This is a genomic window from Gimesia maris (genome assembly GCF_008298035.1).
Taxonomy (GTDB): Bacteria; Planctomycetota; Planctomycetia; order Planctomycetales; family Planctomycetaceae; genus Gimesia; species Gimesia maris.
On record NZ_CP042910.1, the window covers coordinates 1,759,688 to 1,781,672 of the forward strand.

The 21,985-nt window shown below is 47.9% G+C and carries 17 protein-coding genes; 7 read left to right on the forward strand and 10 right to left on the reverse strand.

Annotated elements, in window-relative coordinates; genetic code table 11:
• Positions 1 to 100 precede the first annotated feature (100 nt).
• On the forward strand, positions 101 to 712 hold the full coding sequence (locus GmarT_RS06680) for a hypothetical protein (RefSeq protein ID WP_149302496.1): 612 nt from the start codon (positions 101 to 103) through the stop codon (positions 710 to 712).
• 30 nt (positions 713 to 742) lie between these two features.
• On the opposite strand, the gene GmarT_RS06685 is transcribed toward GmarT_RS06680, so the two are convergent.
• The 5 genes from GmarT_RS06685 to GmarT_RS06705 all read right to left on the reverse strand — a co-directional run bounded on the left by GmarT_RS06685 (position 743) and on the right by GmarT_RS06705 (position 3,472).
• On the reverse strand, positions 743 to 1,375 hold the full coding sequence (locus GmarT_RS06685; RefSeq protein ID WP_002649495.1) for an NYN domain-containing protein: 633 nt from the start codon (positions 1,373 to 1,375) through the stop codon (positions 743 to 745).
• Positions 1,376 to 1,613: 238 nt separating this feature from the next.
• The gene (locus GmarT_RS06690; RefSeq protein WP_002649494.1) at positions 1,614 to 2,063 is read right to left on the reverse strand and encodes a hypothetical protein; all 450 of its coding nucleotides are present in this window, start codon (positions 2,061 to 2,063) and stop codon (positions 1,614 to 1,616) included.
• A 45-nt stretch (positions 2,064 to 2,108) separates the two neighbouring features.
• Positions 2,109 to 2,399: a hypothetical protein gene (locus GmarT_RS06695; RefSeq protein WP_002649493.1), complete on the reverse strand. Its 291-nt coding sequence runs from the start codon at positions 2,397 to 2,399 to the stop codon at positions 2,109 to 2,111.
• Between the two features lie 108 nt (positions 2,400 to 2,507).
• Positions 2,508 to 2,990, reverse strand: a complete 483-nt coding sequence (locus tag GmarT_RS06700) for a helix-turn-helix domain-containing protein (RefSeq protein ID WP_002649492.1) — start codon at positions 2,988 to 2,990, stop codon at positions 2,508 to 2,510.
• A 47-nt stretch (positions 2,991 to 3,037) separates the two neighbouring features.
• On the reverse strand, positions 3,038 to 3,472 hold the full coding sequence (locus GmarT_RS06705) for a hypothetical protein (protein WP_002649491.1): 435 nt from the start codon (positions 3,470 to 3,472) through the stop codon (positions 3,038 to 3,040).
• A gap of 892 nt (positions 3,473 to 4,364) precedes the next feature.
• Here GmarT_RS06705 and GmarT_RS06710 point away from each other — a divergent pair.
• On the forward strand, positions 4,365 to 5,537 hold the full coding sequence (locus tag GmarT_RS06710) for a GNAT family N-acetyltransferase (protein ID WP_002649489.1): 1,173 nt from the start codon (positions 4,365 to 4,367) through the stop codon (positions 5,535 to 5,537).
• 374 nt (positions 5,538 to 5,911) lie between these two features.
• A complete protein-coding gene (locus tag GmarT_RS06715) occupies positions 5,912 to 7,084 on the forward strand; it encodes a GNAT family N-acetyltransferase (protein ID WP_002649488.1) in 1,173 nt (390 codons plus the stop codon).
• Between the two features lie 84 nt (positions 7,085 to 7,168).
• On the opposite strand, the gene msrA is transcribed toward GmarT_RS06715, so the two are convergent.
• Both msrA and GmarT_RS06725 read right to left on the reverse strand, forming a co-directional pair.
• A complete protein-coding gene (msrA, locus tag GmarT_RS06720) occupies positions 7,169 to 7,888 on the reverse strand; it encodes a peptide-methionine (S)-S-oxide reductase MsrA (RefSeq protein WP_002649487.1) in 720 nt (239 codons plus the stop codon).
• 119 nt (positions 7,889 to 8,007) lie between these two features.
• Entirely contained in the window at positions 8,008 to 9,210 is a 1,203-nt protein-coding gene (locus tag GmarT_RS06725; protein WP_002649486.1) for an acyltransferase family protein, read from the reverse strand.
• A 465-nt stretch (positions 9,211 to 9,675) separates the two neighbouring features.
• Here GmarT_RS06725 and GmarT_RS06730 point away from each other — a divergent pair, with 465 nt between their 5' ends.
• Both GmarT_RS06730 and GmarT_RS06735 read left to right on the forward strand, forming a co-directional pair.
• Positions 9,676 to 10,698 carry a ferrochelatase gene (locus GmarT_RS06730; RefSeq protein WP_002649485.1) on the forward strand — a complete coding sequence of 341 codons (1,023 nt, stop codon included), beginning with the start codon at positions 9,676 to 9,678 and terminating at the stop codon, positions 10,696 to 10,698.
• A gap of 261 nt (positions 10,699 to 10,959) precedes the next feature.
• A complete protein-coding gene (locus GmarT_RS06735; protein ID WP_002649484.1) occupies positions 10,960 to 11,889 on the forward strand; it encodes a DUF1559 domain-containing protein in 930 nt (309 codons plus the stop codon).
• A gap of 454 nt (positions 11,890 to 12,343) precedes the next feature.
• On the opposite strand, the gene GmarT_RS06740 is transcribed toward GmarT_RS06735, so the two are convergent.
• From GmarT_RS06740 to GmarT_RS06750, 3 genes are all read right to left on the reverse strand, one after another.
• On the reverse strand, positions 12,344 to 13,681 hold the full coding sequence (locus tag GmarT_RS06740) for a DEAD/DEAH box helicase (RefSeq protein ID WP_002649482.1): 1,338 nt from the start codon (positions 13,679 to 13,681) through the stop codon (positions 12,344 to 12,346).
• 665 nt (positions 13,682 to 14,346) lie between these two features.
• A complete protein-coding gene (locus GmarT_RS06745; protein WP_002649481.1) occupies positions 14,347 to 15,192 on the reverse strand; it encodes a sterol desaturase family protein in 846 nt (281 codons plus the stop codon).
• 86 nt (positions 15,193 to 15,278) lie between these two features.
• The gene (locus GmarT_RS06750; protein WP_002649480.1) at positions 15,279 to 17,054 is read right to left on the reverse strand and encodes a flagellar basal body P-ring protein FlgI; all 1,776 of its coding nucleotides are present in this window, start codon (positions 17,052 to 17,054) and stop codon (positions 15,279 to 15,281) included.
• Between the two features lie 395 nt (positions 17,055 to 17,449).
• Here GmarT_RS06750 and GmarT_RS06755 point away from each other — a divergent pair, with 395 nt between their 5' ends.
• Together GmarT_RS06755 and GmarT_RS06760 are read left to right on the forward strand one after the other, a co-directional pair.
• Positions 17,450 to 18,631, forward strand: coding sequence for an ArnT family glycosyltransferase (locus GmarT_RS06755; RefSeq protein ID WP_002649478.1), 1,182 nt, complete (start codon positions 17,450 to 17,452; stop codon positions 18,629 to 18,631).
• A gap of 33 nt (positions 18,632 to 18,664) precedes the next feature.
• The gene (locus tag GmarT_RS06760) at positions 18,665 to 21,976 is read left to right on the forward strand and encodes a DUF3971 domain-containing protein (protein WP_149302497.1); all 3,312 of its coding nucleotides are present in this window, start codon (positions 18,665 to 18,667) and stop codon (positions 21,974 to 21,976) included.
• Positions 21,977 to 21,985 lie beyond the last annotated feature (9 nt).

Consider the following 21,985-nt stretch of genomic DNA (forward strand, 5'->3'; position numbering starts at 1 on the left):
TACCTAAACTACTTGCGTTGCCTATATGTGAGCTATATTATAGGTAGCTGAAATAATGTTTTTGTGTGATTATATGTTCATTTTTTGTGGGGATTAAGCTATGCAAAAAGCACTTCTTTGGACCTGCACATTGGGAATGCTTTTCCTGAGTGGTTTCTGGATATCCTATGCAAGCACAACTCATACAAAAAATCTTATTCCAGAGGTGAAATTCTTTACTAGCTCGAATCAAGAGAAGATAGAAGTCGACTCGTCATCGATTGAGAGAAATGAAGAACAACCCAGCCTTGAAAGTCCTGGTGTTGCAGAGTCTGAAATAGATGCCCCTGAAACTAAGAAACGCAGCAGTGTCATTACCTATAATTCAAAGGCATACGCAGCATCAAACGCGTATCAAAAAAAACGAAGAGAAGCAAAAGCGCGTGGTGTCCAGTTCCAACAAAAAATGAAAGAAATGGAAGCCGAGAAGCAGCGACAGGAGCGTCAATATTATCTATCTGTAGTACTTCCGCAGCAACAACAGGCTGCACAGCAGAGATTTAATAATTTCACAAAGATCAGAGAGCAGATGCAAACTCAAGAAATGATCAATCTTCAACGTGAATCGAACTATCTGCAGAGAAATCAAAACTCACTTCAAGGTACGCAAAACAATCTGCTTCAGCAGCAAATAATGGAACGGCAGTTTGACAGGTACAGACCTCGTCCGTGAGGATCAACAGAGAGATTCTTGTATTGGTATTTATTTCCACCTATCAGGTCGAGTAAGTGCCTGCTTTCCTTCTCGTTCGATTACATCTGGAAGTTGGCATTTTTTGAACGTGCTTTCATGAATAGGAAACCAACTTCCCAATCCTTTCAATTGTTTGGAGTGTCTGTTTGGTGGGAAGCCTACAATTACTTTCTTGTCCTCGAATTGATTATTAACAGTTCTTATTGGAGTAGAGAGGTCACTATCACCACTAACAACTATTGCCACATCATACAGATCCAGCCAGGCGTCATTTACTAAATGGGTGGCAATATTGACATCTGTCATTTTTTCTTCGTGTCTTTCATATGGTTCTTCGCAGCTTAAACAGTGCTTAGTCTTGGAATAATATTTTCCTTTGATAATATCGGGAGGGTTGTTCAGCGTTTTCTGGGCGCTGATAAACTTCCTTTGCCTAACGTTTTTAGCTGCCGGTTTCGATACGATTGCCGTGAAATATTTGACACTTATGACCTCTCTGTCTTGAGATATCGCTTCTCCAAATTTCCATAAGTCCAGCCAATAGTATCTTTTCCATCCATTATCTTTCATCCCAAAATAGAGATTGAAACCGTCGATATATATAACGGTTCTTTGCTTTTTGGACTTGATTTCCTCACTCATGTGGCCGATAATTCCTTATACAAACACCCCCAATGGTTAATCCATTGGCCCGCGCCAGCCTCAACCGCTGGCGTTTTTTTTTGGATTCTCTTAAATGCGATCCCTATAAGCAAGCAATTTGAGTATTATTTGATCACTATATTTATCTAGTAGATACAAGAATCTATTTAAAAGTCGATTTCTCACACATTTTCTATGAGTGTAAAAATCAACTTTTTTAGTGAGTGCTTGAATACATTCATAACCAAGTATTGAGCTCTGATGGGATAGATTGGTCAGAAAGTTGATTTACTAGAAGCTCATGTCCCTCTCTCACCTTTCGAAGTGATTCTTCCCAATTCTTTGGATTCTCATGGAAGTCTAAAGATGCCTCATCAAAGTTCTGATCCATCCATGCCTCTGCTCCAATTTGATCAAAGCCCCATTTTTCCATTAACTGCCATACAATCCATTCACGCCGAATAGGATCATCCATTGTCATGTGTGAAGGTTCGTTTAAGACAATACAAAATGTATGGGCGAGTTCATGAGCGACGAATAGTTGGAGGTAGTTGAAAGGGATTTTTTCTAAAACCTTGGAAAGAAAGAAAAATGTGCGACCTTCATCTCTCGTGACTGCCCATGGTGATCCCTCGCCAATTTCTCTAGGATTAAGAAGCCAGACTGAAGGTGCACCATCACTTTTCAACCAGTGGTTCTTTATGATCTCTGTTACAGGCTCTGGGATAGCATTCTATGTATCTTGGAATGTTTTTGCGAAAGACTGAGCTGAATATGTGGCACCATCATACTCTTCTAGTGTTATGATTTTGTCATTCCCAAGATCTATTAACTCAATAATATCTTTTTCGCTTAGGGCTCCCTGAGGGCAAGCCTTCCAAAGAAATTCTTCCTTACAAGATGAGCAAGTAATTGTAACCCGGCCTGACTTCAACCAAGGCTTTAAGCGAGGAGTTACATTAAAGGAATTGCCACAATAAGCGCATTCGATATTAACTACCTTTGCACTGTTTTCTTCTGTCATAGTGTTCTATATCTTTTAAAATAAGAGTGATTGATTCATAATAGAGATAATACTAAAACATAAAAAAAGCCGCCCAAATAGGCGGCTTAGTGTGTTGTGAAAAGCGAATCAAGCAGATGGATCAAGCAGCTTTATTTCAATGTCAAGAGCGGCTGCGATTTTTTTAAGAGTAGCATTTGATGGGCTGTGTTTGCCGCTTTCAAGTCGGCTGATATGACTCTGTGGAAGGCCAGTTTTTTCTGACAGAACTTCTTGAGACATCTTTGCTGCTTTTCTATAACGGTGAATTTTTTTGCCAACAAAATTCATCCATTTTTGAATCTCTTCTCCTGGTTCATGATCTAAATCCAGTCGTGAAACCGTAATAGGTTCCTGCATGAGAATTTCAACTAAGCCTTCAAATGCTTCCTGCTTTTCTTCTTTATCTTCTGCGGCAAAGAAAATGTCCAGAAGTTCTTTAAAATTGTCCACATCATCTTTAGGAATAACTTGCTCTACAACTTGATCAAGCATTTTGAGAGATTGCTCAACATAAGCTCTCACACCATCATTTGTATCAAATGAGTTTGAGTTATTGAGAGTGGTGGTCATTATATCTGTCCTTCGGTAAATGCAATCCAAATTGCACTTGAATTCGGCTATACTTCCTTGTAGTCACCATTTTTATATTTACGCCAGCGCCCCTGTATTTTTAATTTCACGGGTTTGGGAGTTTGGCGATTGGTCTTCTTTACGCAAACCCCCAAGACGACTATTGAGTGATTTTTCTTATCCGACTTATCGATTCCAAAGAATACACGAAAGCTATTGGATCTGAGAACACCTCCAGTATCTTTCAGTTCGTGAAAATCTTCTATTTGGTCAATGTCTAAGCCGGGACATCGAAGAGGCTCACTACAAGATGCCATCAGCTTGAACTGCTGTTCAAAATGTTGGTATTGGACCTTCTCTAAAAATCTATCAGAATCGCTCAGTGCCCCATCTAAAAGCAATACATTCCATAAATATCCAGGAGATGGACCTCCTCCTATCTTTAGGGCAATTTTTATTTTCTTTTTCTCACTGCCAGACACTGGTCATTCTCCTTTGCTTATCGGCAGAAACATATCCTTTCGTTATATAATATGCAATACGAGCAACAGGAATCAATGAGAAAATTGTATAATATGCAACGGATTGGCATTTTTTAGCTGCGCATATGTAACGGTATGGATAATGGCGAAAAGTGGTTGTAGCTAGATTTATCGAATTGAAAATGATTATTTTGCAGCTTAATTGTTATCATCCTTCGTCCCCTCTACCGAATTCAGGTGTGACGGTCACCAAAGAATTCCCCGTTTATATGTTTGGGTTTGCATGTTTCCACAGAAATAACATAGTTAAATCATCGAGGATGTCATACTAGTTTAAATTTACAAGCACACAAAGCAGTGTCAATCTATCCAACCATGGGAGTTTGACTAAGCTTCCTTAGACTAAAAAGTATTCCAGCTGCAACACCTACTGCAACTTCTGAAATGTGCTATATTGCTATCTTACTAGGAGCTAATTGCTTACGCCAAATCTTCCGAGTCCTGTCGGCCCTATTTTTTGCTTTGAATTGCCTGCTTTTACGATTCCGTGGTCGTAAGCTTTGAATTGCGATTTTTAGTCCTCTCTCAGTCTTCTCTGCCGATCTCCCGGTTTTCTGTTCCCGAATTTATCCGCAGTTTCGGATTCTTCCTGAAATTCATTAAAAACCGACCTCGGTATTTTCCTCCTTTTGCCTCGATGCATTTGGCATTCACTGTACGCAACCTAAGCTTCAGAGACGAACAGTGAGTCAGTGATACCCTGCTGCCAGACAGATCAATCTGCAGCAACGAATTGGCAGTTATTTTCCTGGCAGATAAACCAGGTTCACGAGCTATCAAATGCGCTGACTACTTGATGTGATATGAATTCGAAATAAGAGAAGACGCCGCCATGTCCGATGTAATTGAACTGAACGAGACCGACGCCTTAAATGATTTTCAGAGTGACTGGAGCAGGCTGCTTCCCCTCACGCCAGGGGGGACGTTTTTTCGGTCTCGGGAATGGCTGCAGGTTTACTGGAAACATTTTGCTGCCGATCAGAAACTACGCGTACTGGTAGTGCGTGAGAATGGTGAAGTCACGGGCATTGTGCCTCTCTGCTGGAAAAAGATCAAATCCAAATTCGGGGCCTGTCGGATCTTAACATATCCTTTTGATGACTGGGGGAGTTTCTATGGTCCGGTTTCGGCTGACCAGGAATCAACGCTAGGGTCCGCTTTTCAATATCTCCAGAACTCCCGCCGAGACTGGGATCTGATTGACCTGCGGTGTGTGGAAACAGATGGATTTGATGGGGGGGCGACAGAGCGGGCATTCCAGGCAGAAAATATGGAGTTTGAAAAATTCCTGTGGGAACAGGCGATGTATGTGGATCTCAGTCAGTCGTGGGAAGAGTATCTGGCGGCCCGTCCCCGTAAGGCCCGTCAGACTTATGCGCGGGCGGAGAGAAACCTGCAGGCCCAGGGAGAGATTGAGCATCTGCGGTATCGTCCTCGCGGCGAAGCATTTGGAGAGAGTGATCCCCGGTGGGACCTCTATGAAATGTGCGAACAGATCGCCGCCAAAAGCTGGCAGGGATCTTCTACGACAGGTACTACAATCACACATGCGAATGTGAGCCAGTTTTTTCGCGATACCTACGAAAACGCTGTACGAGCCGGGGCGTTCGATTTGAACCTGATCTTTCTTTCCGGTCAGCCGGCTGCGTTCAGTTATAATTTCGTCCAGAACGGTTTGATCAACGGTTTGCGAATGGGCTATAACCCTGAGGTCTCCGATCAGGGACTGGGCCGTCTGCTGGTGGGGCGCATCCTGCATGACAGTATGGATCGGGGAGATCTGCTTCTGGATGTCGGGACAGGTGCCCCGGAAGCCAAGAAGTACTGGTACACATCGGTCGAAAACAGCTATCGCTATGTGTATTACTCTCCTGCGTCTTCGATTGGAAATGTCTTACGCCTGAGTCACCAGGTGGCTTCCTGGTTCCGAGATCGATTTGGCAGCAGTGATACCAGCCTGCAGCTCGATTTACAGCACCAGAAAGTGCCCGTTAATCGACGCTGAGTATCAGAAAGTGCAACCTGGGACCAGATTGCGATCCGGGGCCGACTTCGTTTGTGTCGTAGCCTCAAGATCCCGCGTCTGTCTTACCAGTTACTCATCCTTAATAAAGCCATGTTGTCTTCCCGGAGAAGCGTATTTTATCTTCGTTATAACCGTCATAATTCGACGTTGGTGAGTGGTTTTAGGCGGCAATAAAAATCACGGAGGTGAAAATTCGTTTCTTCCAGTGTAGGCAGGCTAAGTTTGTGAATCATGTGAAAAACAGTCTGCGGCAATGGTGTAAGATGATCGATGACTTCCAGTTTGACTGCAGCTGTTATGTTTTCATGTCTATTTGATTTTGAATCGGACAGTGAAACTGAAATGAGTGACAGATGTCAGATGTAATTGAATTGAATGAGATTGATGCCCTTACCGCCTATCGGTCAGACTGGCAGCGATTACTCAGAGTGACTCCGGGGGGAACATTTTTCCGGTCACTGGAATGGTTACAGGTTTACTGGAAACATTTTGCAGAAGATCAGACATTAAGAGTGCTAGTTGTACGAGATGGGGAACAGGTGACGGGAATCGTTCCTCTCTGTGTGCGTCGTATTAAATCAAAGTTTGGCCTCTGCCGGATTCTAACATTTCCGTTTGATGACTGGGGCAGTTTTTATGGTCCGGTGTCCGCTGATCTGACAAAGACGTTATGCACTGCTTTAGATTATATTCAGCATTCCCGGCGCGACTGGGATTTACTTGATCTGCGGTGCGTGGACAGTACCGGCTTTGAGTGTGGGGCGACAGAACAGGCGTTAAAGTCCATGAATGTTTCATTTGAAACACTCATGTGGTGTCAGACTGCCTATGTTGATCTGAAACAGAACTGGGAGCAGTATCTGGGTTCCCGCTCGACCAGAGCCCGTAAGACGTACCTGTGTTCTGAAAAACGCGTGCAGCAGGAAGGGAATGTGAAATATCTCAGATACCGGCCTGCTGGCGCAGCGGCTGGAGAAAGTGATCCCCGCTGGGATTTATACGACCAGTGTGAGGAGATTGCCCGTCAGAGCTGGCAGGGGAGATCAACTACGGGGACTACACTGTCTCATGCGAGCGTCGCGCCGTTTATCCGTGACGTGCATGAACGGGCCGTTCAGGCTGGCGCTGTCGATCTGAATATGTTGTTTGTTGCAGGTCGCCCCGCCGCTTTTAATTATAATTATGTTTATAACGGACTTGTTTACTCCCTGCGGATGGGCTTTGATCCCGGTGTTTCCGTCAAAGGCGCAGGTTGCGTGCTGATGGGGCGGATGATTCAAGACAGCATGCTGCGGGGAGACCGGATTCTGGATATTGGTCCGGGGTCACTGAAAGCCAAGCAGAACTGGTACACATCAGTAGAGAACAGTTACCGCTATGTGCATTATTCTGCGACTTCCGTCACTGCCAAACTGATGCAGCTCAGTCATCAGTTTGCCGACTGGTACCGAGACCGGTTTTCAAATGAAGCCGTGGATGTGAGGAAAGTTACAGAAAGTTCTAAATTATCAGCTACCTCGCGTTGAGGTTTCAGTATCTCGAATGACCGGCTGGATGCTTGACCTACGCCAGTATTGCAGCGGAGCTATCTGAATTCGCAGATTCACTTCTCATTCTTTCTCAGGTTCCGCTTTCTTCAGTTTATCAGCGAATTTGCTGCGAAACTTTTCCAGTTTAGGTCGAATCACGTACTGGCAGTACTGGTTTTCCGGATTGAGTTTGAAGTAGTCCTGGTGATAATTTTCTGCCGGATAGAATTTTTCAAACTTGGTGATTTCCGTCACGATCGGGCTCTTAAACTGGCCTGACGCATCAAGCTGTTTTTTATAAGAGGCGGCTTCTTCTTTTTGTTTTTCATTGTGATAGAAAATGGCGGAACGGTATTGAGTGCCTACATCAGCACCCTGGCGATTTAAGGTCGTGGGGTCATGTGTTTCCCAGAAGGCTTTGAGGATGTCGGTAAAGGCAATCTGCTGCGGATCGAATGTGACCTGAATGACTTCTGCGTGGCCTGTTGTGCCACTACAGACGGCTTTGTAGGTTGGGTTATCGACTTTGCCGCCGGAGTAGCCTGAAACCGCTGATTTGACACCTTTCAGCTCGCGAAAGACGGCTTCCGTGCACCAGAAGCAGCCTGAGCCCAGTGTGACGACTTCCAGGCCTCCGTCTTCCTGTGCAACGGGAGTTTCCCGGGGTTGAGACAACTCTTCGGCGAGGGCGACCGGGCGGTCTTCCATGGAAACGGATTTCTCACAACCGCTGATCAATGCGAAGAGTGTGGTGAGCGATAAACCAATGAAAAACAGGAGCGGTAATTGTGAAATCGTCATGACACTTTTGTCCCTCGTCGTGTAAGCCAGGTTAAGTTCAGAGTTCATAGAACACCTGAAGTATTCTAGGCAATGGGCGACTTGAAGGACAGGGAGAAAGTGGTTCTACCAGCCGGACTTTATTTACCGTTGAACATAAATCGCAGCGTTTTAAATCGTAAGATCAGAAAATGATGAATTGATAGCGTAATAGCAATCGTTGCCAGTTCGACTGTAAGAAATTTGTAGCCAATCGCAATCTGTACATTGAGCAGCAGATATCCGATCACGATGACACACAGGTGATGAAACAGGTAAATCGAATAGGATGCATCGGACAGATAGCGGAAGACCGGGGAGTCCCGGTTCATGAATTTATAAAACAGGACGTAACAGATGTGGCTGGAGAGAGCAAATGTCAGGCCTGTCGAATAGATCCGCAGAAAACTTTCCTGGCTCAAACCGTGGGCGTTTTCCAGTAGATGATGTGTCAGAATCGCCAGAACCAGTGCGCTCCATTCCCAGCGGGCGATGGTATGAAATTCATTCTGCAGAAGTCGGTCATGAAAAAGCCAGAGCCCTACCAGGTAGTAGGGGAGATAGATCATGAAATCTTCTAGATTTAAGAGTCCACAAAACAGGGACCCATGGAATATATCAGGGGCCAGTCGGGCAGCGACGGACCAGGAGATGTCAGCCAGTGGAAGTAAAAATAGAAAATAGCAGTTTTTTCGCAGACCGCCGAGATAGCGATCAAAATGAGAGAACCTGCTGAAATGATTTTTCAAAGCGAACAGTATGATCCCCACCGCGAAAAACTGCACCAGCGTTAACAGGAACCAGAGGTGCGAAACCCATTCGCCGACAATCCATTTCTGGGGAAGAACTTGTGTTAAAAAATGAGCGACCGTCATGGGATTATGCTGGAGAATCGTCGTGCGGAAATACAACTCAATAGAATTGATGAATAGAGCCGTACAGAAGAGTGGCACCAGGATGCGGGTCAGACGGACGCGAGTAAATGTACCAATGCCATATTTTTTAAGACTCATCATCGAGAAAAAACCGGCGATAATGAAAAATGCCGGCATACGAAAGGCATGGATCACAGAGTCTAGGATGGCAAAAAACTCGGATTTATGGGTGTCTGATATGATCCAGTGGTCACCCGACGAATAGATTAACGCACCATGCAGTACGACTCCCAGCATCATCAAAATCGAACGCATCGAGTCCATGTAGTAAAAACGAGTAGAAGCTGACTGGTTTTGAAGACTGACCGACTGTGTCTGTTGACGCAAATCGGGTGCTTCCGGGAGTTCCAGCACGGTGGGGGTGGTCATCCGAATTGATACCTGCAATGAAATCTTAAAAGTGAGCGATGTTTTGTATTGGCGGCGGGCATATCAATTTATAACTGCTAACAAAGTAGTAGTTCGGTATAATCTGGTGAGAATTCCGTTTTGCTGATCGGCGTAAAGACTGCCTGTGGAAGAATCCTTAAAACCGAAGCATCCCCCATTCACGTCATAGGTAATATTTCATGATGTTGGAAAAAGGAAACATTGTCTAAGATGAGCCTGGGGTGAGGGTTTGGACGGTCTGGTCACTGAAGACGACTGTGGAAATCAGAAACCTTCTCTCGATCAGCGTCATCTCAAAATAATTTGATGTTTGGAGTGGTATTTTTTCTATAGCAGGCTACAAAATGAAGAGAAGTTTTCAGCCATTGATTGGGAAGTGTGTTCAGGCATTTAGAACCGTTGTCAGCGTAACCTGGAGAGCAGGGCAGGAAAGTCAAGTCGTCGATGAGTAATACGTATGATGCCATTATGGTTGTTTCGTTTGGTGGTCCGGAAGGGCCTGACGATGTGATTCCCTTCCTGGAAAATGTACTGCGTGGCAAGAATGTTCCCCGAGAACGGATGCTGGAGGTAGCCGAGCATTATCAGCATTTCGGCGGGGTGAGCCCCATCAATGAGCAGAACCGAGCTTTGATTCGGGCTTTGGAGCAGGAACTGGCGGAGCATGGTCCTCAACTCCCTGTCTATTGGGGGAACCGTAACTGGGATCCGCTGCTGACGGACACACTCTCGCTAATGAAAGCCGATGGAATCAAACGGGCATTGGCTTTTTTTACTTCTACTTTCAGTTCCTATTCCGGCTGCCGACAGTACCGGGAAGATATTCAACGCGCCCAGAAGGAAGTGGGAGCAGGGGCGCCAGAAGTCGATAAACTGCGCGTGTTCTTTAATCATCCGGGTTTTATTGAAGCAACAGTTTCCCGGACACGGGAAGCGTTGGAGCAGATCCCGGAAGAAAGACGGGGGCAGGCCACTATTCTCTACTCGGCACATAGTATTCCGATGGTAATGGCGGCTGGCTGTCGATACGAGGTTCAACTGCTGGAGTCAGCCCGCCTGGTGAGTGAACGACTGGGAACGCATCCCTGGCATCTTGTTTATCAGAGTCGGAGTGGTCCACCTCAGCAGCCCTGGCTGGAACCCGATATCTGTGATTTTATCAGAGAACTGGGGGCTAAAGGGGAAGTCAAAGATCTCGTGATCGTTCCCATTGGTTTTGTATCGGATCATATGGAAGTTCTGTTTGACCTGGATACCGAGGCAAAAGATGTCAGCCAGGAACTGGGTATTAATATGGTGCGTGCGAAAACTGTGGGCGTTCATCCCCGATTTATTACGATGATCAGAGAACTGATCGTAGAACGGATGAGTGGCACGACAGATCGTCCCGCTCTGGGGGAATTGGGAGCGAGTCACGATGTCTGTCCAATAGACTGTTGTTTACGTGCAACGGAAAAACCTCGCTGAGGTTTTAGAATACTGAAGCTCGCTTTGGTGCACATTGAAGAGAAAATGTGTACATAAGAATCTGGAAACATGCAGTTTCTGAGAATCTTAGATATTGTCAACGGGTCGAGATGGTTCGATACTTATTATTCGTAAGTAATTAACAGCGCTCCCCCTGCCATTGTTTTTCAGAAACACCCTGCCTGGCAGAGTTACTTTGCCCCGATTGAATCCCTCCTGCATTTTCTTCGTCATTCTTATCAACTACTAAGAGGAGTCCCCATGTCTGTATCTCGCAAGCGCGGTTTTACGCTCATTGAGTTGTTGGTTGTAATTGCCATTATCGCGATCCTGATTGCCCTGTTGCTGCCCGCCGTTCAGCAGGCCCGTGAAGCGGCCCGGCGTTCGACCTGCAAAAATAATCTGAAGCAGATTGGTATCGCATTGCATAACTATCATGATACACACGTCACGTTTCCTTATGGTCATATGGAAGTACAGGCTGGAAATTATAATCCCTCTTCCCCTTATGGGACTCATCTCTGGCGAGATACCTGGGCACATCAGATCTTACCTTTTGTGGATCAGGCCCCCTTGTACAACAAATATTCGGCCAGCACGGCGACTCATGTGCATCTGGTGACCGACCCTGCCATTTATAAGGCGGTCGTTCCCATTTACCTGTGTCCTTCGGATCCTTCGACGCCTGGAAATGCCGATTCTGCAGGACGTTCGCAGGGGAGCTATATCGGATCAGCGGGCAACGTCTCAGTTACGACTGGTGCAAATCTGAACGGAATATTTTCTGAGAACTCCAAAACCAAGATTCGTGATCTGAAAGATGGTTCCTCGAATACCATCATGGTTTCGGAAATTATCATCCGGGGAAACGCCGCTACAACCACCTATTGGGGTTGCCCCGGCTGTTACGGGATTGGGGGAGCTCACGGCGAAATGACATTTTCCACACGTGAAGTTCCGAATACACCGGTACCCGATCAGAACTATGCCTGTAAATCAACGACTTGGCCGAACGCCCCTTGTGTCGTAAATACAGGTACGAAATATAACTTTGCCCGCAGTTATCATGTGGGGGGCGTGCATGCATTGCTCGCTGACGGAGCAGTACGCTTTATTTCATCCAATATTGATCGTCCCACTTTCCAGCACCTGGGTGACAAACAGGATGGTCAGGTACTGGGTGAATTTTAAACTACTTGTACGACACATCACATGGGGGATGTGTTATCAGATCGCAAATAAAAAAGACCGGAAGTCAGAGGGACTTCCGGTCTTTTTTTATCGATTCAATCTTACAAGGACGATTCGTCCTCTGGTTCGCCATTCATGCCTGGTTCCATATCCTGTTGATACGGAGGGCGAGTTTCGATTCCCTGTTTGATATTATTGCGACGGACTCGCTTAGCCTCGGCTTTTGCCTTTTTATCCGCTTCACGTTGACGTTTGGCAAAAGTGTTCTGGTTTTTTGCGATAATAATTCTCCTGATAAAGATCTAGATTATGTCCAGTTTTTCTTTAGCGTCTCCAGGGCCATTGGGACCGCGAATAACAGATTGAGAGACGCTATGGCTAAATGTGATTCGTTCCAGGTATCAGCTTATGTCTTTCGATTTGACGTAAGTCAGTCATCAGAGGATCTCTCAAACTAGCTGGTTTGTTGAGAGCGTGCTTTGATGTGTCTCCACTTGGGCTTTTTGGAGCCTGGTTTGACTTTATTGGCTTCGGTTGCCGCTTCCGCCGCACGTCGGCTTCTGCGACGAGGAGGCCGTGCCCCGTTGGCTGCCTGTTGTCTGATTTTGGCCGGCTGTCGGCCTCTTCGTGGTTCCGGTTCGAGTTTCTCCGCTTTCAGGCCAGCCTGTGAATGTTCTTTGGAAACAGGGACTTTCTGGCCGATCAGCCTTTCAATGGAACGCAATTCCTTGCGTTCGCTTTCACTGCAGAATGAGATGGCGATCCCATTTGCACCTGCACGGCCCGTACGTCCAATACGGTGCACGTAAGCTTCGGGTTCGACGGGGAGATCGAAATTGATCACATGGGTAATGCCATCGATGTCAATTCCGCGTGCTGCCACATCGGTGGCAACCAGAACCTGTACCTGTTTGCGTCGAAACGCTTCCAGTGCCTGCTGCCGCGCTCCCTGTGATTTGTTGCCGTGAATCGCGGTGGCTTTGAACCCACTGCGTACCAGGCGTTGTGAGAGTGTGTTGGCGGTTCGTTTTGTTTTTGTGAAGACCAGCGCCCGTTCGACTTCATCGCCGCCCAATATTTTCTGCAGCAGCGGCTGTTTGAAATTGCGTTCCACAAACATGAGTTGCTGTTGAATCTTTTCGACACTGGTTGTCTTGGGAGTCACATTGACGGTGACAGGTTTCGACAGCAGGCTGTGTGCAAGTTCCGTGATTTTCGGTGCCAGTGTGGCAGAAAAGAATAATGACTGTCGTTGCGTCGGTAACTGGGTGATGATTCGTTTAAGGTCGGGAAGAAAACCCATGTCGAGCATGCGATCTGCTTCATCAAGTACAAAAACTTCCAGCTGGTTCAGCTTGATATGCCCCTGGTTCATCAGGTCGAGCAGGCGCCCCGGAGTTGCGACCAGAATGTGAGCGCCCCGTTTTAAGGCTTTCACCTGGTTTCCCTGGCCGACACCACCGTAAATCAGAACCGATCGCAATTTCAGATGTCTGCCATAGGCGTCGAAGCTGTCACCGATCTGAATGGCGAGTTCGCGTGTCGGGGCCAGGACCAGGGCAAGCGGGTGATGCGGGATTGATTTGCGACTGTTTTTTCCCAGTTGATTTAAAATGGGGAGAGCAAGAGCGGCAGTTTTACCGGTACCGGTCTGGGCACACCCCAGAACATCCCGTCCCTCCAGCGCGGCAGGAATTGTCTGTGCCTGGATGGGGGTTGGTATTTTGTAGTTTTCTTCCACCAGAGCTTTTTGTACGGGTGCAATTAACTTGAGTTCTTGAAACGTATTCAATGTTTTGCCTTAATGTTTTTTCTGGTCCTGTCTGCCGAAATCTGGCTTCATCATGTGGGATGAATTCTGGGAATCTACACAGATGACAAGACTGATATTGTTAGTAATTCGATTCGTTTTGGGAGACAGAGCGGAGGGACGCTGATTCACGTTCGTGTGAGTTTCATCGGTTCCGTCTGGTTGCAACGGTACACCTGGGGTGTACGAGAGCAGGAGAATCGTTCGCCTGACTCTTCAGGGATTCACTTGGGTAAAGCAGGTGGGACCAGCTTGACCAAAAGCAAACGTCGCTTCTGTGGGAACTCTGGATAAACAAGAAAATCACAGAATTCGATGCGTCCACAACGACGCGGATGCTTTCGTCAGCGGTCAACACAACCGTTGGCAGTTAGCAGGGATGTGCAGCAAACCCGCTGCACAAGTAGAAAGGGCCACAAGAGGATCCAGCTCTGCAAAACACCCTTTCAGGTCGGAAAACGTAATCAATTCAGAGAATACGCTACTCGCTTGTTCCAACCAGATCGTCCTGAATTTGATATAAAAATACTCAGGTACGCATTGAAGTATACCTCCGCACCGACTCTTTGCCAAGACACAAACTTCAGAATCGTATATTGAGTATCGGCTGAGGCGCGCTGATTCTACCGAAAAGCCGGTCTGAAATGTCAATCTGGAGGGCTTTTCCGGTGATCTGGGTCCGGTTGTGGTGGTGGGGAACTAAAAGGGGTTTTCCACATGCCCAGCAGGGATTGCCAGTGTGGGTCATCATAATCAGGGAGCCCGAAATCAATGGTTTCAAGGTGGGGCCGCATCTGATAGGTCCGCGCCAGGCGATCCCAGCAGGAAAAAACCGTCGAGTAATTGGAATTAAATTCCCGGTGAAGGCGAGAATGGTGGATTTTATGCATGTCAGGTGTGACAAACAGCCAGCGGAGGAGAGGATCAAGCCTTCCCAGAGAGATATTCGCATGATGAAACTGCGTGGAGAAATAGACCAGAAGCCCGTACAGGATGATCTGCCAGGACTCCAGTCCCAGTAGCGGTATAAGCAGCAGACGAAACAAAGTGGAAAAAGCCAGTTCTCCCCAGTGGAAACGGGTGGCAGTGGAGACATCCATATGAGGATCGCTGTGATGCATACGGTGAAATCGCCAGAACAGGGGGATGCGATGATTCAACCTGTGCCAGCAATACATCCAGGCATCCAGCAGAACGACCGCCAGAATCGATTTCCAGATGGTTCCCAGTAGAAGTTGATGGAGCAGCCCCCAGTTGTGCTCTTGAGACCATTGGGACATGAATTCCACGGCAGTACCAAACAACAGTCCAATGAACAGAACATTCAACACTGCCAGCAGCAGATTGTGAAAAGCATGCCGATAGCGGAGCCGTCTGTCAAAAGGTTTAAATGCTGCCCAGCTTTCCCAACTCCAGAACAGTCCCAGCAGAATCACAGGGGCGAGTCGCTGGGCGATGTGAAGCAGTTCAATGCCAGTTAGTTCGGAAAACATGAAAGTATCAGCTCAATGAAAAAAGGGACCACACTGATTCAGGCAGTCCCCTATTTTCCCAGATTCAGCAGGCAACGGCAAGGGGATTACTCCCTGAGCAGTGTTGCATTGATTTTTCCCTGCTGTTGAAGTTGCAGTAAGAGCTGAATTTGAATCTGCGGCGGAATCTGCAGATGTTGCAGCAGTGCAATTAAATCTGCACCCTCTGCAGGGCCGTTTTGTGTTGCAGCTCCGATTTCCAGGATCAGGTCCTGCTGGTTAACGAAGGCAGGTTGCAGAAGCACGTGGCCTCTGGTTTGAAGTTTGCCTGTATTGCTGTTGATGATGATTTGTGGTTGTTGTGATTGGGGAGTGGATGATTGCAGAGGGAGGGCGAGTGAAAGGAGCCGGGTCGCCAGATGATGTGCCTGCTGTGGATCATTATGAGGAAGTGAGATCATGATCAGTCCGGAAGACTGCAGCATGGCTTTGGAATTCAGGTGTTTTTCTGCCTGGAGAAACTGATTGATCACACGTGTGATCAATGTACTTACTTGAGGAGAATGGGCATCTGCATTCAGAAAAAACTTGAGGTGCGGGATTCCATGACCTGAAACCAGGCGGGGATTCACCTCGGTGAGGAGTTGCGCCCCCCTGGCAATCATGGCCTGATTTTTTTGTTTGCTGTGATCGGTCTGAACTGAGCCCATCGCCATCGCGTCAGCTTTTGTATTTTGGGAACCAGAAATATTCATCGTCGTCGGCAGGAGATAACCGCCGGTCAGATCGACGCCCGGGTTGGCTGCAGTAATGTAACACTCCAGCTGCTTTCCCCGGGGAACTCCCTGGTTCGGGATATAGACCACAATAGAGACATTGGCCAGATTCCCGGCCTGGATTGGTGTTTTGATGTTGCGCTGATCGATGTTCATTGCGTTCATGGATGATTTAAGTGCCCGGATCGCCTCCGCAGAAATATTCCGGTCACCAGTTCCATTCAGGCCGATCACCAGTCCCGCACCTGTCAGCTTCACGATTTCGGCTGGTTGGAATTCACCCAGTTCAGACAGCTTGAGTACGGTTCTGTTCCGACTGTTGCCCGCCTGTATGAGTCGAGGCGGGAGGTCGAGGGCGACCAGGTTCTGGCTTAAAACCGTTGCCGGCATCAGCGTATTGGTGTTTGCGGGAACGACTTTAATCTTCTGGTGCAGTTGCCCGTTCTGCAGCGGCGTACCTGGCAGCTTAATGCTGATTCCGTGGTAGGCGGCTACGATTTGTACGGGCTGCTGTTGTTGTACCAGAAACGGATCTGGCTGGGTGGGATTCTGTCGGGGGGAATATCCAGCTGAGATCATCTTGCCTGGAGAACCGGCTGAAAGTGCAATCTGTTGGACCGTCTGACCCGAACCAGGTGATCGCTCCTGCTGGAGTCCGGCTGTGAGTGCCGCTTGACGCACCAGATCCGCATCCAGGCGAATGAGTTCTTCAATCAGAGTGGTACGTTGTTCTCTGGTCGTTTGCGCGAGCAACAGAAGATTCAGTTCAGGGACTGTTCCTGTCTGATTTGAGCCAGCAGCTAAAAGTTGATCTTCAGGCTTTTCTGAAACAGGCCCCGGTGCTTTGGGCGTTTTCAGTTTACTGGTTTGTGTATCAGGAGCTGATTCTGATTTCTCAGGACTTTCATTTACCCCCGCCGGGAAATCGAGGTTGAGCTCGGGAAATTCACCAGGTTCTGATAATGATAATTCCAATGCTGAGTCAGTAGAGACCTGTTCTGAATCTTTGCTGACTTCAAGAAAGCCATCAATCGAACGGGAAAGGAAAAACATGGCGACTGCGAACAGGGCGATTCCGGAGAGTATCGAGAATTTGAAATAGCGCATAGTTTCCCTCAGCCATTAAAAATGGGCTTCGTGAAAGGAGTGAGATGAATTGGAGGTGATGCGTCTTGAGAGAGGAGCGGGGAGACTAAACGATCATTGGTTTTGTGTCAAGATGGGTGAGTTGGAGGGGACCGAATGCGAATTATCGATTCGTGTCATTACGTAGTTTGTTCAGTAGAGATGTCGACTATCTGTGAAATCGGGGTCTCAAATCAGAGATGATTGATACCTGCGATTGCAGGGCAGCTATATTGGAATTGACCCTGATAGTCGAGTAGTCGTACTATTCCCACATTTCAAAAGTGGCAGGGAAAAATATGCCGCAGACAAAACGGCTTAACTATTTATTATTGTTGGTTTTATTGATATCCGCATTTATCAGGTGTGGCGTGGCGGTGTACGTGCAGCGCCAACTGGATCGTCAGCCTGATCGAACATACGTGATTGAAGGAGACGCAGAAGGTTACTGGAAGCTGGCTCAGACCATGAAACATGGTGAACCGTATTCGATTTACACACCACCAAGACGTGTACTGCGGATGCCTGGATTTCCAGTGGTGCTGGCAGGAGCGATGTCGGTGGTCGGTGAATCGCATGCGCGGGTACGACTGGTGCTGGCGTTGCTGGGCGTGGTGACCTGCTTTGTTGTTTATTTACTGGGGAAGGAGCTGGTGAATGAAACGGTGGGTGTGCTGGCAGCGGGGCTGTCGGCAGTCTCTCCGGTGATGGCGGGTTTCAGTGTGCTGTTTTTAAGCGAGACAGTATTTGCCCTCACGATGCTGATTTCATTATGGGTGCTCGTCAAATTATCAAATATCAAATGGGAGAGTACAGATCGGAACAGGGGAATCCTCTGGTCACTGCTGGCAGGCGTATCACTCGCACTGGCGTATTATGTGAGACCCAGCTGGCTGCTGGTCGTTCCCCTGGTGGTCGCCTTTTATATTTTGAGTGCGAGAGGGCATCGCAAAGCAGCGGTGCAGAGAGCACTGGTACTGCTGGCGGGATTTACTTTGATGCTGTTGCCCTGGGTGATACGAAATTATCAGGTGACAGGACATTTTGTTCCCACCACGCTCTGGGCAGGACCGAGCTTGTATGATGGCTTGAATCCACGGGCCACCGGCGACAGCGACATGACTTTTTTTGATCAGGAACACGTGTTGGATTCCATGACAGAATACGAAATGAATCAACACTATACACAACGGGCGGTTGCGTATGCGAAGCAGCATCCAGGACATGTATTGCAGTTAATGGCTGCGAAGCTGCTGCGATACTGGAAACCGTGGCCGAATGCAGCCCAGTTCCAATCCTGGTGGATGATGCTGGCGGTGTCGGTGGTTTTTGTGCCTGTGATGGTCTTTGCCGTTTATGGAGCCTGGGTTTCCCGGAATCAATGTCTGCTGTTGCTGATGACAACGGGACCCATTCTGTATTTTTCGTTGATTCATCTGGTGTTTGTCAGTTCGCTGCGGTACCGACTGCCGGCGGAATACAGTTTGTATATTCTGTCAGCCGTGGGTATCTGCCAGCTATATGTTTCCCGATTTCAAAAGAAAGAAATCCATCCGTGATCTGGTAGAGATCTCAAGTGATTAAGTAAAGCTATGGTTGTTCGTAAAACATTTCAATGGTGTCTGTTGATCCTGTTTTCGCTGGTCATTACCGGCGGAGGTTACGGGTATTACTGGTGGATGCGCAGTGATGAAATGTTAAAAGCGGGCATCCTGGAAAAGATAACGAACCATATTCCGGGACTGATGCTCGACATGGATCGGGCGCAGTTTGATTTTCGGCGTCGGGTGCGGATTGAAGGCTGCCGGGTGAACGTGGTGAATCACCCTGACACGATTATCGATTTGCCTGAGGTCGTAGTGACTTTGAACCAGGAGAAGCTCGCACGGCACCAGATCATCGACGTTCAGAAAGTGGTGCTGAATCGTCCCCAACTGGTGCTGGTGCGAATGGCAGACGGGACCTGGAACTGGGAAGGTCTGCCGGAACCGGTCAAAAGTGATAATCCACTCCCCGAACTGGTCATTGAACGGGGGAGTCTGTCATTGAAATTTGAACGGGGAGCCCAGGGGGTTCCCACGACGATGACATTTCAGAATCTGGATTTGAGGTTGATTCCCTCTGGAACCAGCCGCTATGAAATTGAGGGCCACACTTCGATTCCCCAGGCAGGCAAACTGGAAATCTCAGGTTACTGGGATATCAATACCAAGCTGGGGTCGATCGCAGGATCGTGGAGTCAACTTGAGTTTGGGCCGAATCTGGTGCGGATGGCAACCGGGATTTCTCCGGAACTGATGAATCAGTTGAAAACAGCAATGCCATCCCTGCAATTGAAACCAGATCCTGCCACAGGTATGTATGACCTGGGAGTGAGTGCCCAGATGGATATTCAATTCAGTCTTGCGCGCAGCAGTCAGAACGAACCCCCTCAGTTTCAGGTACTGACACATTTACGTGAAGGCAAGCTGAAGCACCCGGTGTTACCTTTTCCATTGCGTAACATCGCGGGAAAGGTGCTGGTGAATAATCAGCGGCTGGAAGTTCAGAACTTACAGGCGTTTAATGGTGAAACCAGTTTTGAACTGAAAGGCATCCATCGCTTTTCTGAGTATGCGGCCATCAATTCACCTCTGAAATATAAGAGTTCTTTTTCCTTCCAGACGCGAAAACTTCCACTCGATGAACGGCTGCGGAGTCGTCTGTCGGGAGGCCTGGCCCGTACTTATGATACGTTACGGCCCAGTGGTAATGTGGATCTGGAAGTTGATTTAAATCATCCTGGCACAGGCAAGTGGCAGATTCAGAATCTGAATGTTTCGACTTATGATGCAGAAGTGATTCCGGTACATTTCCCTTATCGCGTATCGCATATCAAAGGGCAAATGAAGCAGACGCAGGGAGACACACTGCGACTGAACTTTGACGGAACGGCTGGCCAGCGGCGTGTGGAAGCGAAAGGCCGTGTCAGGCATCCAGGCCCCGCTTCTGAGATTGATATCTGGGTCCAAATCAAGCAGGTGCCTATTGATGCAACGCTGCGGGCTGCCTCTCCTGAGGTCGTCAGAAAAGTACTGGATCAGGTCGACCTGCAGGGAACAGCCGATGCCACCCTTACCCTCACTCGGGCCCCGTTATTAGATCAGCCGATTCATTTGAATTTCGTCGCAGAAATGGATCATGGATCGTTGCAGTATCAGGAATTTCCCTATCGAATCAGCGATCTCAAAGGGCGTGTCTCCTATTTCAGTAATACGGGAGTCACCCGCTTTGAGCAACTGACAGGCAAACATGGCAGTGCGAGTCTGTCGGCAGACGGTTCTTATGCCCGTTTTGCCAATAATGGTAAACTGGAGCTGAAAGTATCAGCCAAAAATGCATCCTGTGATTCCAGTCTCAAACTGGCGTTACCAGAATCGTTGCAGGAACTCTGGATGAATTTCTCGCCTACCGGGAAGCTTGACCTGGATACGCATGTCGTCTGGGAGCGTGGCAAACCGTTGCAGGTCAGTATTCCCAGTGTGGCCTTGTCTGACGGCAGTATGAGTCTGAAAGACTTTCCCTACCCCCTGGATAACCTGAAAGCCCATGGGAGTTATTTCGTCAACCCTGAAACAGGGGTCAGCGAAGTCCGCATGTCAGGAATCTTTGGAAATCATGATGAGACAAAAATTCGCATCGGAAAGGCATTTGCCGAAGTCACGCCTCGGGGGGACTGGCGGGTATTGCTGGATAATATGATCATCGATGACTTGACGACGGATCGTGCGTTTCAGAAGGCACTGCCGGAAGCGATGGCATCGGCATTGAATACGCTCAATATCCAGCGACCGATTTCAGCGAATGGCAAAATCGAATTTCGTGGCTCACAACAGCCGGGAACATCTATTACCGCAGCGTGGGATATGAATTCGTATTTGGCTGAAAACACGCTGACCGCCGGTGTGGATCTTACTAAAGTTTACGGTAAGGTCCATTCAGAAGGGAACTGGGATGGAAGTCATCTCAATTTGAAGGGAGATCTGGATTTAGATTCGGCGGTGATTCTGGATTATCATCTGACAGAAATCAGAGGCCCGTTTGAAATTCATGATCAGCAATTAACAGTCGGCTCGCGACAGATCCGTCGCGAGCAGTTTCAGTCAGTCAGTTTACCGCAGATCAATTCCATGCAGCCGATTTCTGCCAAGGCAATCCGTGGTGTGCTGACCTGCATGGGGGATATCGAATTGAATGATATCCCCACCTATAATATGCAGATCGAACTGAACCGGGGGCTGCTGGAAGAATATGCGGCCCGGTATATGCCGGGACAGTCCCAGTTGCGTGGCGTAATGAATGGCTGGATTCAGCTCTGGGGACGTGGGTCCAGTAAATCAGACCTGAAAGGGCAGGGACAGTTGCAGATCAGCCCGGCTGCCATTTATGAACTGCCTCCGATTGCCCAGATTTTCAAAGTGGTACGCCTGGCTCAGCCCGATAAAACCGCCTTTGATTCTGCCTTCTGCGATTTCACGGTTTCCAACCAGACCTTTCATCTGAAATATATCGAGCTCAAAGGAAACGCCATCAGTCTGTACGGACAGGCGGGCGAAGCGCACTTTGATGGACGGTTGAAAGTGGATCTGTTTTCTCAGCTCACGCGTCGCCAGCTGCCTCTACCGGCGATTACCCAGTTGATCGGACACGCCACCAGTGGCTGGATTCGGGTTGAACTGCGGGGAACGACCTCCAGTCCGATCGTGGATATCAAATCGAATCCACTGCTGGATGGTTCTCTGAAAACATTTCTGAATAACGTGATGCGAGGCAGACCCGCCGGTAATGCCACGGGACGCTGGACGCGACCTGCGCAAACCAGTAATCAGACACAGAAACAGTTCCCGCTGCCGTTTGCCCAGTAAGAAGATGTG

What these genes read in the sequence shown, in the direction of transcription:
- GmarT_RS06715 (WP_002649488.1), top strand. Translation starts at nt 5,912, where the DNA reads ATGTCAGATGTAATTGAATTGAATGAGATTGATGCCCTTACCGCCTAT.
- GmarT_RS06735 (WP_002649484.1), top strand. Translation starts at nt 10,960, where the DNA reads ATGTCTGTATCTCGCAAGCGCGGTTTTACGCTCATTGAGTTGTTGGTT.
- GmarT_RS06700 (WP_002649492.1), bottom strand. Translation starts at nt 2,990, where the DNA reads ATGACCACCACTCTCAATAACTCAAACTCATTTGATACAAATGATGGT.
- GmarT_RS06760 (WP_149302497.1), top strand. Translation starts at nt 18,665, where the DNA reads ATGGTTGTTCGTAAAACATTTCAATGGTGTCTGTTGATCCTGTTTTCG.
- GmarT_RS06695 (WP_002649493.1), bottom strand. Translation starts at nt 2,399, where the DNA reads ATGACAGAAGAAAACAGTGCAAAGGTAGTTAATATCGAATGCGCTTAT.
- GmarT_RS06685 (WP_002649495.1), bottom strand. Translation starts at nt 1,375, where the DNA reads ATGAGTGAGGAAATCAAGTCCAAAAAGCAAAGAACCGTTATATATATC.
- GmarT_RS06680 (WP_149302496.1), top strand. Translation starts at nt 101, where the DNA reads ATGCAAAAAGCACTTCTTTGGACCTGCACATTGGGAATGCTTTTCCTG.
- GmarT_RS06710 (WP_002649489.1), top strand. Translation starts at nt 4,365, where the DNA reads ATGTCCGATGTAATTGAACTGAACGAGACCGACGCCTTAAATGATTTT.
- GmarT_RS06725 (WP_002649486.1), bottom strand. Translation starts at nt 9,210, where the DNA reads ATGACCACCCCCACCGTGCTGGAACTCCCGGAAGCACCCGATTTGCGT.
- GmarT_RS06745 (WP_002649481.1), bottom strand. Translation starts at nt 15,192, where the DNA reads ATGTTTTCCGAACTAACTGGCATTGAACTGCTTCACATCGCCCAGCGA.
- GmarT_RS06750 (WP_002649480.1), bottom strand. Translation starts at nt 17,054, where the DNA reads ATGCGCTATTTCAAATTCTCGATACTCTCCGGAATCGCCCTGTTCGCA.
- GmarT_RS06730 (WP_002649485.1), top strand. Translation starts at nt 9,676, where the DNA reads ATGAGTAATACGTATGATGCCATTATGGTTGTTTCGTTTGGTGGTCCG.
- msrA (WP_002649487.1), bottom strand. Translation starts at nt 7,888, where the DNA reads ATGACGATTTCACAATTACCGCTCCTGTTTTTCATTGGTTTATCGCTC.